Here is a 16,824-nt window from a genome sequence, read left to right as displayed (position 1 = left end):
TTCCGCGTCAGTTCAAACGACCACTGGAGGAAATGACCTTGCAACCCCTCGACAACCCGAACGGCACGTGGTTGTCACCTATGTCTTAGGTACGTTCTGTTACCCATGTCTCCGGGTCGGACACTTATTTTCTTGGTAGCGGGGGAGGGACTCGAACCCCCGACCCCAGGATTATGATTCCCGTGCTCTAACCAGCTGAGCTACCCCGCCACAGGGCGCGAGGGCCGAATAAGGCCGATCTCGCGAACGCGCGGCATATAAGGAAGGGGGCGGCGGGCTGTCAAGCAAAGTGGACCGCCTTTTCCCGCCTTCGCCCAGGCTACGGCGGGGCAAGCCGGCTTGTGAATACTGGCCCATTTATCGCTGAATCCGTCATAGTTGGGTTTGTCCCGGCCACCACGCCCGCCGGCCCAAGAACGTGGATGCCCGGGACGAGCCCGGGCATGACGAGATTGGAGAGGGCAGAATCACCCTATTTCGGCCTGACCGTCGGGTCGCCGCCGGGGCTGCGGGGGGGCGGGATGACCGGCATGGCACCGTCCGTAGAGGGGGCCGGAGCGTGCATGTCGGGGTCAACGCCGGAGGGCGGGCAGAGCACGCCGTCGGATTTGGCCAGTTTGTCGCCGAGCGGTTCCCGGGATTGGCCGGTGGTGGTGCCGTCGGGCGCGGTGGCGCGGTTCGGGCGGTCCTGCGGCATGCAATTGGCGGCGTGCTGGGCCGATGGCGGCGCGGTCGCTTGCGGCGGCGTTGCAGGTCGCGGCGGGGCCTGCGCGATCGCGGCGCCTGAGGCGGCGATCAGGAGGCTGGCCAGAATGATGTTTGATGTCGTGCGCATGGGAGGGAAACGTCTCCGGCCATGCGGAGGTTCCGGCCGACGCACGGCGAATTGAAGCGCGGGAAATTGGCTGGCGGTTTCCTCGCGGCCGATCCTTCGAGACGCCTTGCGCGGCAACAGTGCTGGCCGACGGCGCGATCCCGGCAAATCGCTCTCACGATTTGACGTAGCGGATCAGCGAAAAGTGCCCCATCGGCGGCATCGGACGGCGCTCGGCGAGCGTGACGCCGCGGTGCCTGGCGGCCCAGTTGACGAGGCGGTCCCACGGGAATTCCGGGCGCCAGCCGAGGCGGCGGGCGATGGGGGCGAAGGCGAGCTCGAACAGCTTGCGCGGGCCGCTCTCGGCGCCGATGTGGTTGACGAGGATCAGCTCGCCGCCGGGCTTGAGCACGCGCACGAACTCGTCGAGCGTGCCTTCGGGATCGGGCACGGCGGTGATGACATATTGCGCCACCACCGCGTCGAAGAAGTTTTCGGGGAAGGCGAGGTTTTTCGCGTCCATCACCGAGAGCACCTCGACATTGCTGAGCCGCAGCGCGCGCACGCGCGCCTGCGCCTTGCGCAGCATCGGCTCGGAGATGTCGACGCCGCAGATCTTGGTGGTGCGTGAATAATCGGAGAGCGAAAGCCCGGTGCCGACGCCGACGTCGAGGATGCGGCCGCCGATGCGGTCGGCCTCCGCGATGGTCGACTGCCGTCCGGCGTCAAAAACCTTGCCGAACACAAGATCGTAGACCGGCGCCCAGCGGCCATAGGCCTTCTCGACCCCGGCCCGCGAGATGTCTGCTGCCATGCCCCCTGCCCCGGAAATTTTCTAGCCGCGTACCGCTTCCACCAGCGGCCTCGCAGTGCTCGTTGCGACTTTCGCGGCGGCGCTCTGGATGAAGCCGCCGCCGAGCACGCGCGCCTGGCCCGAAGGCGCGTCGTAGAACACGCAGGCCTGGCCGGGCGAGACGCCCTCCTCGCCGGCGACGAGCTCGACTTCGTAATGGCCGTTGCCGCCGCGCAGCCAGGCCGGCTGCGGGCTGCGGGTCGAGCGGACGCGCACGAACATCTCGAGGCCGGCGCCGATGGCGCGGTCGATGTCGCCGTCGCCGATCCAGTTGACGTCGCGCAGCACGATGCGGTGCATCTTCAGCGCATCGCGCGGGCCGACGACGACGCGGCGGCCCGGAGCATCCAGCCGCACCACGAACAGCGGTGCGTGAGCGGCGATGCCGAGGCCGCGGCGCTGGCCGACGGTGAAATTGGCGATGCCGTTGTGCCGGCCGAGCACGCGGCCGTCGAGATCGACGATGTCGCCGGGGTCCATCGCGTTCGGACGCAGGCGGGTGATGATGTCGGTGTAGCGGCCGGTCGGCACGAAGCAGATGTCCTGGCTGTCGTGCTTGTCGGCGACGGCGAGACCGAAGCGGCGCGCGAGCTCGCGCGTCTCGGGCTTGGTCATGTCGCCGAGCGGGAAGCGCAGGAAGTCGAGCTGCTCCTGCGTGGTCGCGAACAGGAAGTAGCTCTGGTCGCGGTCGCTGTCGGCGGCGCAGACCAGCGCGCGCGAGCCGTCGTCGCGGCGGCGCGAGGCGACGTAATGGCCGGTGGCGAGCGCCTGCGCGCCAAGCTCGCGCGCGGTCTTCAGGAGGTCGCGGAACTTGACCGAGCGGTTGCACTCGATGCACGGCACCGGCGTCTCGCCGAGCGCGTAAGAGTCGGCGAAATTGTCGATGACGGACTCGCGAAAGCGATCCTCGTAGTCGAGCACGTAATGGGGAATGCCGAGCTTGGCGGCGACGTCGCGGGCGTCGTGGATGTCCTGGCCGGCGCAGCAGGCGCCCTTGCGGTGGGTCGCCGCGCCATGATCGTAGAGCTGCAGCGTGATGCCGACGACGTCATAGCCTTCGGCCTTGAGCAGCGCAGCCGTCGTCGAGGAATCGACGCCGCCCGACATGGCAACGACGACCCTGGTGTCCTCAGGACGGCCTTCGAGATCCAGACTGTTCAGCATGGGCCTTAAAGCGTTGTGACGGCGGCGTTCGCGATCCGCGATGACTTGGACATTCTTCGGCTTCCGGCGGGACATCGACGCTCCCCGGGAACTTTGGTTCCCCCGGGGGCACGACTGCCCGGTCGAAAGCGGCTGAGAGCAGCTCTTTAATATAGGCCGCATTCCGGTGAAGCAATCACGCGGGCGGCCGCTTAGGGCAATTCTTGCCGGGGAGGCAGAAATGGCGGGGCTCTTGCGCTCCTCGCGGCGGCGGCGAAAATCACCCAATTAATTGATTTTACTAGATAAAATAGATCTCCAGGAAGCTGGCCCGCTCCTTGCTACCTCTATGCCGAAGATGTTTCCAAGAGGTTTTCCGTGGTCGGTCGGGCGTCAGACGTAGCAGCCAGCGTGCAAGTCCAGAGCGCGCAGCAAAAGCCTGCCCGGTCGCAGAGCTCCAAGGACACGTCCAGCAACGACTCCTTCGGCTCGCTGGTCGACAGCAACACCCAGGCGATCAGCAACAACGCGCCATCGCAGGACACCGCGCCGCGGCGGACCGAGTCGTCGTCATCCGCCCCGGACAAGGGCTCGCGCGATACCGCCGCGACCGACCAGCCCTCGCAGAGCAAGGCGAACGACGACACCGACACATCGGCCCCCACCGCGAACGACGCCACGGCCGATCCGGCCAAGCCGACCAAGGACAAGTCCGAGACCTCCGACGCCAAATCGGCGGATAAAGCCGACGGCACCAAGGGCGACAAGACCGACGGCACCGTTGCCGCCACCGCCGATGCCGCCGTGCAGCCCGACGCGGCGCCGGTCGCCGTGCCCGATCCGAACGCCATCCTGGTTGCCCCGCCCGTGGTGCCGGTCGATCCGAACGCGGCCGCGAGCCAGGCCAGCGATGCCGCCGCCTCGCCGCTGACGATTGCGGCCGCCGGCATCGCCGCCAGCGCCTCGACCGCGGCGCAGATCGCAGGCGGCAAGACCGACGCCGCCACGACGAGCGACAAGAGCGCCAAGACCGCGGGTATCAAGGTCGATGCCGACACGACGACGACGCTGGGCGATGCCGCCACCGGCACGACCGACGGCACCGCGACCGATGCCAAGACGAATGGCGGCCTGGTCGCCGCCGTCGACCAGGGCACGCCGAAGCCTTCGTTCAAGGCCGTCGCGACCGCGCAACGCGAGAGCGACGTCTCCAATATCGGCCAGGACGCGGGCAAAGCGAACGCCACGCAAACCGCGGCAACGACCGCGCATGCGCAAGCCGCCAAGCCGCAGGCCGAGGCGACCCCGGCCGACGCGAAGGCCGGCGCCTCCGACCGCTCCGACGCGACGCCGGCGACGGCAACCACGCACGCGCATGCCGGCACGCAGGCCGCAGTGCCCACGACCGACACCAGCGCACAGGCCGCCTCCACCATCCAGGCGCCTCTGACCAATACGACGTCGGCCGCGACCGCATCGACCGCGACGCTCACCGCGACCGCGGCAAATTCCACGGCCGTGCCGATCAGCGGCGTGCCGATCGAGATTGCCGCGGCCGCGCGTGCCGGCAAGACGCGGTTCGACATCAGCCTCGATCCGATCGACCTCGGCCGCATCGACGTCCGCATCAATGTCGACCGCAACGGCCAGGTCACCTCGCATCTCACCGTCGAGAAGCCGGAGACGCTGCAGATGCTGCGGCAGGACGCGCCGCAATTGCAGCGCGCGCTCGACGATGCCGGCCTCAAGACCGGCAGCAACGGGCTGTCCTTTAGCCTGCGCGACCAGAATTCATCGGGCCAGAATTCCGGCCAGAACAACGACAATGGCGGCAATGCCCGCCGGCTGATCATCAGCGAAGACGACACCGTTGCTGCGGCGCCCGTCGGGCGCGGCTACGGCCGCATGCTCGGATCGAGCAGCGGCGTCGACATCAGAGTGTGAGGAGTATTCGAACATGACCACCACGAATGCCGCCACCGCCCCGACGCCCGTCTCCGGGACCACCGACGTCCCGAAGTCGTCCTCGTCGAACTCGCTGAGCTCGAACACGGGCGCGACGCTGGCCGGCAACTTCCAGACCTTCCTGACGCTGCTGACGACGCAGCTGCAGAACCAGAACCCGCTCGATCCGCTCGACACCAACCAGTTCACTCAGCAGCTGGTGCAGTTCGCCGGCGTCGAGCAGCAGCTCAAGACCAACGATTCACTGTCCCAGCTCGTCACCCTGCAACAGACCACGCAGGCGACTCAGGCGCTGGGCTTCGTCGGCAAGACCGCGCTGGTCGACGGCTCGACCGCGACCATGACGAACTCGTCGGCGACCTGGCATCTCAACGTGCCGACCGACTCGACCGTCGACATCACGGTTGCCAATTCCACCGGCCAGACCGTGTTCACCGGCAAATATACAGCCGCCGCCGGCACCGACATTCCCTTCACCTGGAGCGGAATGGGCAATGACGGCACGCAATGGCCGGACGGCAAGTACACGATCACGGCGACGGGTAAGGATGTCGCGAACAACAACGTCGGCATCGCCGCGCAGGTGCAGGGCGTGGTGTCGTCCGTCGACCTGACCCAGTCGCCGCCGCTGCTCACCATCGACGGTGCCAGCTACACCCTGAGCCAGGTGAAGAGCATCATCGCCACCAGCAGCAACTAAAAGTGCGCGCCTCGCCACACACGAGATGTGATCCCCGCGAACGTGGGGATCCATCACCACAGGACGTCGTTTTCGCGTGAGACCGTAACCCCGAGTCGTCGTCAAACTACTCCCTGGGGTTATTCCCGGGCTCGCGCTACGCGCGCCCAGGGACGACAGTTGGGGCTTCGCCGGCTCCATTCGTTAGTAAAGTATTTACGAAGACCCCGCTCGGCCGGCTCGGATCATGGTGTCCAGCCCTCCGGGCCGGCTGTGTTCCAGCCATTTTCAACGAGAATTGTATTGAAGCCTTAGGCTTAGCGGATTTTTAAGCCCGCACGCGTAGGGTTACGGCGTGAGTTCAGTGGTTGAGAGTTTGTGAGTACGCCATGACAGAACCCCATCGCCCGAGGGTAAAATACGTCATCGGGCCGGACGGCAGTCCGCTGACGATCGCAGATCTGCCCGCACCCGGCACCAAACGCTGGGTCATCCGCCGCAAGGCCGAAGTCGTCGCCGCTGTGCGTGGCGGACTTCTCTCCCTCGAGGAGGCCTGCAGCCGTTATACCCTGACGGTCGACGAATTCCTCTCCTGGCAGTTTTCCATCGACCAGCACGGTCTGGCGGGTCTTCGCACCACCCGCATCCAGCAATATCGCCAGTAAGCGATCCGGAAAACTGCAGCTTTCGACGAAAATCGGCCTCGCCCCGCGAGGCCGATTTTTTTCATGTTTCCTTTTGGCGCGACTTTTGTCCCAGCTCTTAACCTTCGTTAACCATATCGAAACCATCACCTAGGCAATAATTGCCCAGTCGACCGCTCGGTTGCGGGTCGAAGCTTCGGGGCGGTTGCTTGCAAGGTCTTGCGGACTTTTTGAAGGGTATCGGCGCCGCCCGGTTCGGGGCGATGATCGCGGTCACCGCCGCGCTCATCGGCTTCTTCGCGTTCGTCATCATGCGCGTGACCACGCCGCAGATGACGACGCTGTTCACCGACCTCTCGGTCGAGGATTCTTCGGGCATTATCAAGGATTTGGAGCGACAGGGCATCCAGTTCGAGCTGCGCAATGAAGGCAGCATCATCATGGTGCCCAAGGACAAGGTCACCCGCCTGCGGATGAAGCTCGCCGAGGGCGGCCTGCCCAAGGGCGGCGGCGTCGGCTACGAAGTGTTCGACAAGTCGGATGCGCTCGGCACCACCTCCTTCGTCCAGAACATCAATCATCTCCGCGCGCTCGAAGGCGAGCTCGCCCGCACCATCCGCGCCATCGACCGCATCCAGGCCGCCCGCGTCCACCTCGTGCTGCCCGAGCGCCCGCTGTTCTCGCGCGAGGCGCCGGAGCCGTCGGCCTCGATCGTGGTGCGGGTCCGCGGCTCGCTCGAGGCCCAGCAGATCCGTGCCATCCGCCACCTCGTCGCCTCCGCCGTCAACGGGCTGAAGCCGCAGCGGGTCTCGATCGTCGACGAGGCCGGCTCGTTGCTCGCCGACGGCGCCGCGACTGATCCGGAGCAGGCGGTCGGCGACGAGCGCCGCACCGCCTTCGAGAAACGGATGCGCAAGCAGGTCGAGGACATCGTCTCCTCCGTGGTCGGCTCCGGCCGTGCCCGCGTCCAGCTCTCCGCCGATTTCGACTTCAACAAGATCACCCAGACCTCGGACAAGTTCGATCCCGAGGGCCGCGTGCTGCGCTCGAGCCAGACCCGGGAAGAGAGCAGCCTCACCGCCGACAACAACGGCCAGGTCACCGTCAACAACGAGCTGCCCGGCAACCAGCAGAACAGCGGTCCGACGGCGAAGGACCAGAGCAAGAAGACCGAAGAGACCAACAATTACGAGATCTCCCGCACCACCAAGACCGAGGTGACCGAGGCCGGCCGGGTCAACCGCATCTCGGTCGCGGTGCTGGTCGACGGCATCTATTCCAAGAACGACAAGGGCGAGCTCGCCTACACGGACCGCACCAAGGAACAGCTCGACCGCATCGCCACCCTGGTGCGCTCGGCGATCGGCTTCGACCAGAAGCGCGGCGACCAGGTCGAGGTCGTCAACCTGCGCTTTGCCGACGCCCCCTCCACCGCCCCGATCGCCGAGCCCTCCGGTTTCCTCGGCATGCTCCAGTTCACCAAGGACGACGTCATGTACTTCGTCGAGCTCGGCGTGATGATGCTGCTCGGCCTGGTCGTGCTGTTCCTGGTGATCCGCCCGTTGGTCAAGCGCATCCTCGCCTCCGAGGAGGTCGCCGCCGCGATCTCCGGCGCCCTCGCCGGCCCCGCCGCTTCGGAGGAGGCCGCGCCTGCCGGGCAGGCGCTGCTGCCGGGCGGCGCCGCGAGCGCGATCGACGTCGCCACCATTCAGGGTCAGGTCCATGCCCAGTCCGTCCATCGCGTCGGCGAGCTCGCCGAGCGCAACCCCAACGAAACTGTCGCCATCATCCGCCAATGGCTGACCGAACCCGCGAAATAATCGAGAAGTGAACTGACATGGCCGGCAACCTGCAAAACGCCAACTCCAACGACATCACCAGCGTGATCTCGACGCTCGGTGCCCGCCAGGGCAGCCGCGCGGGCGGCAAGACCGAAGCGGTGACGGGACCCAAGCGCGCCGCGATCCTGATGCTGGCGCTGGGCGAGCAATATGGCGGCAAGATCTGGTCGATGCTCGACGACGACGAGGTGCGCCAGCTCTCGCTGGAAATGTCGACGCTCGGCACCGTCGAGGTCGACACGGTCGAGGACATGCTGCTCGAATTCGTCTCGCGCATGTCGGCTTCCGGCGCGCTGATGGGCAATTTCGACGCCACCGAGCGGCTGCTGCAGCAGTACCTGCCACCGGAGCGCGTCAACGGCATCATGGACGAGATCCGCGGCCCCGCCGGCCGCAACATGTGGGAAAAGCTTTCCAACGTGCAGGAAGAGGTCCTCGCCAACTACCTCAAGAACGAATATCCGCAGACCATCGCGGTCGTGCTGTCGAAGCTGAAGCCGGAACACGCCGCGCGCGTGCTCGGCATCTTCCCCGAGGAGCTCGCACTCGACGTCGTCAACCGCATGCTGAAGATGGAGGCGGTGCAGAAGGAGGTGATCGAGAGCGTGGAAAAGACGCTGCGCACCGAATTCATGTCCAACCTGTCACAGACCCGCCGCCGCGACGCCCACGAGGTGATGGCGGAAATCTTCAACAATTTCGACCGCCAGACCGAAACCCGCTTCATCACCTCGCTGGAAGAGGACAACCGCGAATCGGCGGAGCGCATCAAGGCGCTGATGTTCACCTTCGACGACCTCGTGAAGCTGGATTCCGGCTCGGCCCAGACCCTGATGCGCAATGTCGACAAGGACAAGCTCGGCGTCGCGCTCAAGAGCGCCAACGAGGACGTCCGCAACTTCTTCTTCGGCAACATGTCCTCGCGCGCGGCAAAGATGCTCCAGGACGACATGGCGGCGATGGGCCCGGTCCGCCTGCGGGACGTCGACGAGGCCCAGGCGCTGCTGGTCAACCTCGCAAAAGACCTCGCCGCCAAGGGTGAGATCATGCTGACCAAGAACCGCGCCGACGACGAGCTGGTGTACTGATGGGCGCCCCGGCAAAATTCCTGTTCGACACCGACTTCGCAGCGCCGGAGCGGTCGCCGCGCGAGAAGGCTGCGACCGCCGCCGAGATCGCCCAGAAGATCGCGGAAGCCGAGGCGCGCGCCTATCAGGACGGCTTTGCCGCCGGCCAGCGCGAAGCCAAGGCCGAGAGCGACCGCCGCGTCGCGCTCGCCATGGAAGAGATCAACATCGGTGTCCGCGGCGTCGCCGCCGGCATCGGTAACATCGAGACCAAGATGGAGACCGAGGCGGTCGACGTGGCGGTGGCGGTGGCGCGCAAGCTGTGCGCCGATCTGGTCGCTGCCGAACCGCTCGGCGAGATCATGGCGCTGGTCAAGGACTGCTTCTCGCACCTTGTCGCGACGCCGCATCTCGTCGTGCGCATCAACGACGCACTCTACGACAGCGCGCGCGAGAAGATGGAGCGGCTCGCCAAGCAGAGCGGCTTCGAGGGCCGGCTGGTGATCCTGGCCGAACCCGATATCGCCACCGGCGACTGCCGGATCGAATGGGCCGACGGCGGCGTCGTGCTGGAGCGCGGCGCCATCGTGGCCAAGATCGACGAAATGGTCGGACGCTATATCGCGTCCCGCAGGGGGAGCTAAGCCATGAGCGACACCGACGGACAGGTCCCGCTGCCCGATCTCAACGGCCCGATGCCGCCGACCGGTACGGACGTCGGCTACAACGAGGACGAATATGCTGCGCGCGCCGCCGCCGACCTCGAAGCCGTGTTCGACGTGCCGGTGCAGGTCTCGGCCGTGCTCGGCCGCTCCAAGATGGACGTCAGCGAGCTGTTGAAGCTCGGGCCCGGCACCGTGCTCGAGCTCGACCGCCGCGTCGGCGAGGCCATCGACATCTACGTCAACAACAAGCTGGTCGCCCGCGGCGAAGTCGTCCTGGTCGAGGACAAGCTCGGCGTGACCATGACCGAAATCATCAAGACCGAACGCAGCTAGTAGCGCAAGGAATGACGCGCGGCAGCGCGACCAGACGGACAGGAGACTGACATGCGGCTTCTCATCATTGGCACATTGAAGGGCCAGCTCACCACCGCCACCAAGATCGCGATGGAGAACGGCGCCACCGTGACCCATGCCGAGGATCACGAGCAGGCGATGCGCGTGCTGCGCGGCGGCAAGGGCGCCGACCTCCTGCTGGTCGACGTCGCCCTCGACATCCGCGACCTCGTGATGCGGCTCGAGGCCGAGCACATCCACGCGCCGATCGTCGCCTGCGGCATCACCAACGACGCCCGCGCCGCGGTCGCCGCGATCCACGCCGGCGCCAAGGAATACATCCCGCTGCCGCCGGATCCGGAGCTGATCGCCGCGGTGCTGGCCGCCGTCGCCAACGATTCCCGCGAGCTGGTCTATCGCGACGAGGCGATGGCCAAGGTGATCAAGCTCGCCCAGCAGATCGCGGGCTCCGACGCCTCGGTGATGGTCACCGGCGAATCCGGCACCGGCAAGGAAGTGCTGGCCCGTTACGTCCACACCCGCTCGGCCCGCGCCAAGCGTCCCTTCATCTCGATCAACTGCGCCGCGATCCCCGAGCATCTGCTGGAATCCGAACTGTTCGGCCACGAGAAGGGCGCCTTCACCGGCGCGATCGCGCGCCGCATCGGCAAGTTCGAGGAAGCGACCGGCGGCACGCTGCTGCTCGACGAAATCTCGGAGATGGACGTCCGCCTGCAATCGAAACTGCTGCGCGCCATCCAGGAGCGCGTGATCGACCGCGTCGGCGGCACCAAGCCGGTGCCGGTGGACATCCGCATCATCGCGACCTCGAACCGCAACCTGGCGGAAGCCGTGCGCGAAGGCACGTTCCGCGAGGATCTGCTGTTTCGCCTCAACGTCGTCAATCTGAAGATCCCGCCGCTGCGCGAGCGTCCCCTCGACATCCTCGAGCTCGCCCAGCATTTCGTGAAGAAATATGCCGAAGCCAACGGCGTGCCGGTGCGCCCGATCTCGGCGGACGCGCGCCGCGTGCTCTCCACCAACCGCTGGCAGGGGAACGTCCGCGAGCTCGAGAACACCATGCACCGCTCGGTGCTGATGGCGCAGGGCGACGAGATCGGCCCCGACGCCATCCTCACCCCGGACGGTGACCGCCTCGACCTCGCCAAGACCGCCCCGGCCGTGGCGCATGCGACCATGGCCGCCGAGCAGGTGACGCGGGCGCTGGTGGGGCGCACCGTCGCCGACGTCGAGCGCGACCTGATCCTGGAGACGCTGAAGCACTGCCTCGGCAACCGGACCCATGCCGCCAACATCCTCGGCATCTCGATCCGCACGCTGCGCAACAAGCTCAACGAATATTCCGACGGCGGCATCCCGATCACGCCGGCGGGAACGCCGGGCGAATATCCGCGGATGCCGATGGTGGGGGCGTAAAGCTCCACGCTGGTTGAGAACGAAGATGCCCGGGCCAGCCCCGGGCATTTTCATTTGCGACGTACGCTAACTCCGTCATCCTGAGGTGCGAGGCATGGGACGCAACGCGTCCCATGGGGAGCCTCGAAGGATGCACGGCCACAGCCGGGCCGTCGTCCTTCGAGGCCCGCTTCGCGGGCACCTCAGGATGACGGTAAGAGATCTCGTAGCCCGGATGGAGCGAAGCGCAATCCGGGGTTAGCTCCGCGATCGGCATTCCCGGATTTCGCTTCGCTCCATCCGGGCTACGGGACCTATCACATGGCCGCACCGCATCCGGCGACTAGGTCGCGCCTACGCGAGGCCCTATAAGCACAGCCCTAGAACCACGCGAGGATACACATGTCGGAAGCTCAAATCACGGACTGGCTGGCGTCGCAGCGGCAGGCGATGATCGATCTGCTGCGCGATGTCGTGAACATCGATTCCGGATCCTATGATAAGGAAGGCGTCGATGCGGTCGGTGCGCGGTTCGAGCGGCATTTTGCCGAGCACGGCATTCCGTTCCGGCGCGAGGGCAACCCCACCTTCGGCGATGCGATCCATGCCGATGTCGCCAACCCCGGCAGCAACGAGAAGCCGGTGCTGTTGATGGGCCATCGCGACACCGTCTTCGGCAAGGGCGAGGCCGGGTGGCGTCCGTTCACGATTGAGGACAAGCGCGCCTATGGACCCGGCGTTGCCGACATGAAGTCCGGCGTCGTGATGAACATCTTCGTGGCGACCGCCTTCCACAAGTTCGGCGGCAGCCCGCATCCGATCAAGGTGCTGATCACCTCGGACGAGGAGATCGGCTCGCCCTCTTCGCGCCCGGTGATCGAGCGCGAGGGACGCGCCTCACGCGCCGTGTTCAATTCCGAGCCGGGACGGCCGACCGGCAACATCGTCACCGGCCGCAAGGGCGGCATCTTCATGCACTTTGCCATCACCGGCAAAGCCGCGCATTCCGGTGCCAATTTCGCCGCGGGCATCAGTGCCATCGGCGAGCTCGCGCACAAGATCGTCCAGATCCACGCGCTGACCGATCTCGACAAGGGCATCACGCTGAATGTCGGTCTCGTCTCGGGCGGACAGTCGGTGAACACCACGGCGCCCTCAGCCGAGGGCCAGATCGACCTGCGTTACGTCGATCCGGCGGATCGTGCGAGGATCATGGCGGCAATCGAGACCATCATCGCGACGTCCTACGTCCCGGGTACCAGCGCGACGCTCACGGTGAAGGGCGAGTTCGTGCCCGTGGTGCAGAGCGCGGAGTCGAAGGCGCTGTTCGAAGGCTATCAAGCCGCCGCAAAGCAGGTCGGCCTTACCACGCTCCAGGGCGAATTTTCAGGCGGCTGCGCCGATTCCGGCTTCACCGCCGCAGTCGGCACGCCGACGATCTGCGGCCTCGGGCCGGTCGGCGGGCTCGCGCACACGCCGGAGGAATATCTCGAGCTCGACAGCATCGTGCCGCGCGCCCAGGCGCTGGCGCTGGCGATTTTGAAGGGATGAACACAGGTGCCGTGGGGTGGGCAAAGCGAAGCGTGCCCACCAATTCGGTCGTCGCGGATAGATGGTGGGCATGGCGCAAGAGCGCCTTTGCCCACCCTACGAGACTCGTCATTGGTGGTTGCACGTGGATGGCGGGGTCAAGCCCGGCCATGATGAGTCGAGAGTGCCGTCACGAATAACTCGGCGCGTCCGGCTTGCGGAAGATGTGGATGGGGTCGCCCGGCACGATCGGCTGGCCGCTGAACATCGCATAGGCGTAGAGCGCGAGGTAGCCGATCGCGAGCGCGCCGATGGCGTAGAAGGCCCAGGTCGCGACGCGCTTCATCGTTCCGCTCCATGGCCGTCCCGGACGGGACGGCTCAGGGTGCTTCTAGAGCGATGACGGGGAAAAGGCCAGCCTGCGGCCCATCCTAGCGCAGCGATCAAACGCCGCGCAGGCCGCGGGCGGGAACGCTGACCTCGGCGAGCCTCGCCGCGTCTTCGTCCTGGTCGACCGCCACATACTGGCCGTGCCAATAGGCCAGTGCCGCATTGCGGGTCGAATTCCTGACGCTGCTGACGCGGCCGATGACGATGCCGTGCGAATGCCGCTCGACGATCTCCTCGACCTCGCAATCGACCGCGGACAATGCACCGACCAGCAGCGGAACGCCCGAGACCGCGGTGACCCACTGGCTGCCCGCAAAGCGATCGGCCCCCTTCAGCCCGCCCTTGCCGGCAAAACGCTCGGCGACGTCCAGCTGGTCAGCCGCGAGGATGTTGACGCCGAAGGCGCCGTAGCGGCGGATCAGCGGGAAGGACGAGGCATCGCGGTTGATGCTGACGAGCAGCGTCGGCGGATCGACCGCCAGCGAGGTCACCGAGGTCACCGTCATGCCGGTGATGTCCTTGCCCCGCCCGGCGGTGATGACGCTGACGCCGCCGGTGAGGTGGCGCATGGCGCCGCGGAAATCGGCGGACGAGACGGCAGTTTCAGTCATGAGATCGCGAGGCACTACATTCATGGCATGGTCCCCGAAGCGGGGTTCCCCTGTATTTAGGTACGATCGTCCGCCGACAAAAGATGGCTCAGGATCGAGCCTTCGAGGCTTGCGAGCTCGGCGGAGCCGCGTTCGCGCGGCCGGGCGGTGTTAACCGTAACATCGTGGGCAATCCGGCCCTCGTCGATCACCAGGACCCGGTCGGCCAGCGCGACGGCCTCGGCGACGTCGTGGGTCACCAGGATCGCGGTAAAGCCCTGGTCGCGCCAGACCCGCTCCAGCAGCCGCTGCATCGAGATGCGGGTCAGCGCGTCCAGCGCGCCGAGCGGCTCGTCGAAGGCGAGCACACGCGGATGGGAGACCAGCGCACGGGCGAGCGCAACGCGCTGCTTCTGGCCGCCCGACAGCACCGACGGCCACTGATCACGCTTGTCGGTCAGCCCAACCTCGGTCAGCGCCTTCTCGGCGCGCGCATGCGCATCACTGGATGAGCGATTACGGCCGAGACCGACCTCGACATTGGAGAGCACCCGCGCCCAGGGCAGCAGCCGTGGCTCCTGGAACATCACGCGGATGTCCTCGGGCTGGACATCCTGGCCGAAGCTGATGCTGCCGGCGTCGATCTTTTCCAGGCCGGCGATCAGCCGCAAGAGCGTGCTCTTGCCGCAACCGCTCTTGCCGACGATAGCGACGAACTGGCCGGCGGGAATGTGCAGGTCGATGCCGCGCAGCACCTCGTTGTCGCCGTAGGATTTGCGCAAGCCACGGATGCTGAGCGGCAGGCCTGTCGTCTGCGTCGGGCGCTCCTCGCGCACGACGCGTGCCTGCGGTACGAAATTGGCGCGGCTGGCGAGCTCGGTTTCGGGAAGGGCCGTACGAAGAGCTGTCTGCATGTCACTCTCAGCGTTTCTGGAAGGCGGGGTGCCAGGAGAGCGTCAGGCGCTCCAGCACACGGGAGGCGCTGTCGGCGAGCTTGCCAAGCAGAGCGTAAATCAGGATCGAGAGCACGACGACGTCGATCAGCATGAACTCGCGCGCCTGCATCGCCATGTAGCCGAGGCCTGAAGACGCCGCGATGGTCTCGGCGACGATCAGGGTGAGCCACATGATGCCGAGCGCAAAGCGGATGCCGACGAAGATCGAGGGCAACGCGCCGGGGAAGATCACGCGGCGGAACAGCTCACTGTCGGTCATGCCGTAGATGCGGCCCATCTCGATCAGCTGCGGATCGACGGTGCGGATGCCGTGCAGCGTGTTGAGGTAGATCGGGAAGAACACGCCGAGCGCCACCAGGAACAGTTTTGCGCTCTCGTCGATGCCGAACCACAGAATGACCAGCGGGATCAGCGCCAGATGCGGCACGTTGCGCACCATCTGCAACGTGGTGTCGGTGAGCTTGGCCGAGAGCTGCGACAGGCCGTTGGCGAGACCGAACGCGAAACCGATGCCGCCGCCGATCAGGAAGCCGATCGAGGCACGCCAGAACGACACCCAGATGTTGCGGACGAGCTCGCCGGAGAGCAGCAGCTTCCAGCCCGCGAGCACGACGTCGCTCGGCGCTGGCAGCACGCGAACCGGCACGAAGCCGGTGACGCTCGCGACCTGCCAGATCGCGATGATGGCGAGCGGCACGATCCACTGGATCAGGCCGTCAACCCGCGGCAGGCGGAAGCTGCGCGGAAGTGAAACGCTGTCGATCAGGCTCATGACTCGGACACTCGCTGCTGCGGACGGTAATCGCTGCCGACGGTCTCGCCAAAGGGACCGCCGTTGAAGTGCAGCTTGGTCACGTTGGAGGGCTGCTCCAGCGAGAGCAGCGGGAATACCAGCTCGGCAAAGCGATACGCCTCCTCCAGATGCGGGTAGCCCGACATGATGAAGGTATCGATGCCGATGTCCTGATACTCCCTGATGCGGGCAGCCACCGTCTGGGCGTCGCCGACCAGCGCCGTGCCGGCGCCACCGCGCACGAGACCGACACCGGCCCACAGGTTCGGGGCGATCTCGAGCTTGTCGCGCTTGCCGCCATGGAGCTGCGCCATGCGCTGCTGACCGACGGAGTCCATGCGGGCAAAGTTCTTCTGCGCCAACGCGATGGTGTCGTCGCTGACATGCTTGATCAGCTCGTTCGCGGCGCTCCAGGCCTCGTCATTGGTCTCGCGGACGATCACATGAAGACGAATGCCGAAGGAGAGCTTGCGGCCGCGCGCAGCTGCGACCTCCCTCACCTTCGCGATCTTCTCGGCAACCAGAGCCGGCGGCTCACCCCAGGTGAGATATTTGTCGACCGCGTCGACGGCGACGTCGATGCCGGCATCGGACGAACCGCCGAAATAGAGCGGCGGCCGTGGCGACTGCACCGGCGGAAACAGCAGCTTGCCACCCTCGACATGGATATGCTTGCCCTCGACATTGACGGTCCGGCCGGCGAGCAGGTCGCTATAGACGCTGAGGAACTCGCGGGTGACCTCGTAGCGCTCGTCATGGCCGAGGAAGATACCGTCGCCCTTGTTCTCGACGGGATCGCCGCCGGTGACGACGTTGACGAGAAGCCGACCATTGGTGACGCGGTCGAGCGTCGCGGTCATGCGCGCCGCCACGCTCGGCGATTGCAGGCCGGGACGGACAGCCACGAGATAGCGTAGCCGCTCGGTGAACGGCGCGACCGAGGAAGCGACGATCCAGGAATCCTCGCAAGACCGCCCGGTCGGCAGCAGCACGCCGTAATAGCCGAGCTGGTCGGCGGCCTGCGCGATCTGGCGCAGATAGTTGAAGTTGACCTCGCGGCCGCCGATTCCCGTACCGAGATAACGGCCATCGCCGTGGGTCGGCAGGAACCAGAGGATGTTGGCGTTGGACTGCTTACTCATGTG

17 protein-coding genes and 1 tRNA gene are annotated in these 16,824 nt (G+C 66.2%); 9 read left to right on the top strand and 9 right to left on the bottom strand.

Annotated features, from left to right (window positions below; translation table 11 throughout):
- Positions 1–133: 133 nt before the first annotated feature.
- From AB4Z51_RS23365 to mnmA, 4 genes are all read right to left on the bottom strand, one after another.
- Positions 134–210 (bottom strand) — tRNA-Met (locus tag AB4Z51_RS23365).
- Between the two features lie 262 nt (positions 211–472).
- Positions 473–835 (bottom strand): hypothetical protein, encoded by a 363-nt coding sequence (locus AB4Z51_RS23360; protein WP_441498070.1) that lies wholly within the window; start codon positions 833–835, stop codon positions 473–475.
- 154 nt (positions 836–989) lie between these two features.
- Entirely contained in the window at positions 990–1,628 is a 639-nt protein-coding gene (locus AB4Z51_RS23355; protein WP_063981205.1) for a class I SAM-dependent methyltransferase, read from the bottom strand.
- Between the two features lie 21 nt (positions 1,629–1,649).
- On the bottom strand, positions 1,650–2,831 hold the full coding sequence (gene mnmA / locus AB4Z51_RS23350; protein ID WP_063981204.1) for a tRNA 2-thiouridine(34) synthase MnmA: 1,182 nt from the start codon (positions 2,829–2,831) through the stop codon (positions 1,650–1,652).
- 357 nt (positions 2,832–3,188) lie between these two features.
- On the opposite strand from mnmA, the gene AB4Z51_RS23345 reads away from it, so the two are divergent.
- The 9 genes from AB4Z51_RS23345 (at position 3,189) to AB4Z51_RS23305 (ending at position 12,971) form a co-directional block, all read left to right on the top strand.
- Positions 3,189–4,754: a flagellar hook-length control protein FliK gene (locus tag AB4Z51_RS23345; protein WP_441498069.1), complete on the top strand. Its 1,566-nt coding sequence runs from the start codon at positions 3,189–3,191 to the stop codon at positions 4,752–4,754.
- Positions 4,755–4,767: 13 nt separating this feature from the next.
- On the top strand, positions 4,768–5,475 hold the full coding sequence (locus AB4Z51_RS23340) for a flagellar hook assembly protein FlgD (protein WP_085399144.1): 708 nt from the start codon (positions 4,768–4,770) through the stop codon (positions 5,473–5,475).
- 368 nt (positions 5,476–5,843) lie between these two features.
- Positions 5,844–6,119: a CtrA inhibitor SciP gene (gene sciP / locus AB4Z51_RS23335; RefSeq protein ID WP_002714638.1), complete on the top strand. Its 276-nt coding sequence runs from the start codon at positions 5,844–5,846 to the stop codon at positions 6,117–6,119.
- Between the two features lie 188 nt (positions 6,120–6,307).
- The gene (gene fliF, locus AB4Z51_RS23330; protein WP_028153249.1) at positions 6,308–7,918 is read left to right on the top strand and encodes a flagellar basal-body MS-ring/collar protein FliF; all 1,611 of its coding nucleotides are present in this window, start codon (positions 6,308–6,310) and stop codon (positions 7,916–7,918) included.
- Between the two features lie 17 nt (positions 7,919–7,935).
- Positions 7,936–9,027 (top strand): flagellar motor switch protein FliG, encoded by a 1,092-nt coding sequence (fliG, locus tag AB4Z51_RS23325; RefSeq protein WP_028153248.1) that lies wholly within the window; start codon positions 7,936–7,938, stop codon positions 9,025–9,027.
- Positions 9,027–9,650, top strand: coding sequence for a FliH/SctL family protein (locus AB4Z51_RS23320; RefSeq protein ID WP_063981200.1), 624 nt, complete (start codon positions 9,027–9,029; stop codon positions 9,648–9,650). Before fliG ends, AB4Z51_RS23320 begins: the two co-directional genes overlap by 1 nt.
- Positions 9,651–9,653: 3 nt before the next feature.
- Positions 9,654–10,004 carry a flagellar motor switch protein FliN gene (gene fliN, locus AB4Z51_RS23315; RefSeq protein WP_018318401.1) on the top strand — a complete coding sequence of 117 codons (351 nt, stop codon included), beginning with the start codon at positions 9,654–9,656 and terminating at the stop codon, positions 10,002–10,004.
- Between the two features lie 51 nt (positions 10,005–10,055).
- Positions 10,056–11,441 (top strand): sigma-54-dependent transcriptional regulator FlbD, encoded by a 1,386-nt coding sequence (flbD, locus tag AB4Z51_RS23310; protein ID WP_441498068.1) that lies wholly within the window; start codon positions 10,056–10,058, stop codon positions 11,439–11,441.
- Between the two features lie 381 nt (positions 11,442–11,822).
- Positions 11,823–12,971: a M20 family metallopeptidase gene (locus AB4Z51_RS23305; protein WP_441498067.1), complete on the top strand. Its 1,149-nt coding sequence runs from the start codon at positions 11,823–11,825 to the stop codon at positions 12,969–12,971.
- A 169-nt stretch (positions 12,972–13,140) separates the two neighbouring features.
- On the opposite strand, the gene AB4Z51_RS23300 is transcribed toward AB4Z51_RS23305, so the two are convergent.
- The 5 genes from AB4Z51_RS23300 to ssuD all read right to left on the bottom strand — a co-directional run bounded on the left by AB4Z51_RS23300 (position 13,141) and on the right by ssuD (position 16,821).
- Positions 13,141–13,296 (bottom strand): hypothetical protein, encoded by a 156-nt coding sequence (locus AB4Z51_RS23300; RefSeq protein WP_028160973.1) that lies wholly within the window; start codon positions 13,294–13,296, stop codon positions 13,141–13,143.
- Positions 13,297–13,393: 97 nt separating this feature from the next.
- The gene (locus tag AB4Z51_RS23295) at positions 13,394–13,975 is read right to left on the bottom strand and encodes a flavin reductase family protein (RefSeq protein WP_063981198.1); all 582 of its coding nucleotides are present in this window, start codon (positions 13,973–13,975) and stop codon (positions 13,394–13,396) included.
- A 32-nt stretch (positions 13,976–14,007) separates the two neighbouring features.
- Entirely contained in the window at positions 14,008–14,844 is an 837-nt protein-coding gene (locus AB4Z51_RS23290) for an ATP-binding cassette domain-containing protein (RefSeq protein ID WP_247302501.1), read from the bottom strand.
- A gap of 7 nt (positions 14,845–14,851) precedes the next feature.
- Complete coding sequence (locus tag AB4Z51_RS23285; protein ID WP_441498066.1) at positions 14,852–15,658, bottom strand: ABC transporter permease subunit; 807 nt, start codon at positions 15,656–15,658, stop codon at positions 14,852–14,854.
- Entirely contained in the window at positions 15,655–16,821 is a 1,167-nt protein-coding gene (gene ssuD, locus AB4Z51_RS23280; protein ID WP_441498065.1) for an FMNH2-dependent alkanesulfonate monooxygenase, read from the bottom strand. Before ssuD ends, AB4Z51_RS23285 begins: the two co-directional genes overlap by 4 nt.
- Positions 16,822–16,824: the final 3 nt, after the last annotated feature.

Origin of the sequence: Bradyrhizobium sp. 2TAF36 (assembly GCF_052114925.1) — a bacterium.
GTDB lineage: Bacteria > Pseudomonadota > Alphaproteobacteria > Rhizobiales > Xanthobacteraceae > Bradyrhizobium > Bradyrhizobium barranii.
Note: the sequence above shows the minus strand (reverse complement) of the source record. Positions and strands in the feature narration are given on the sequence as shown.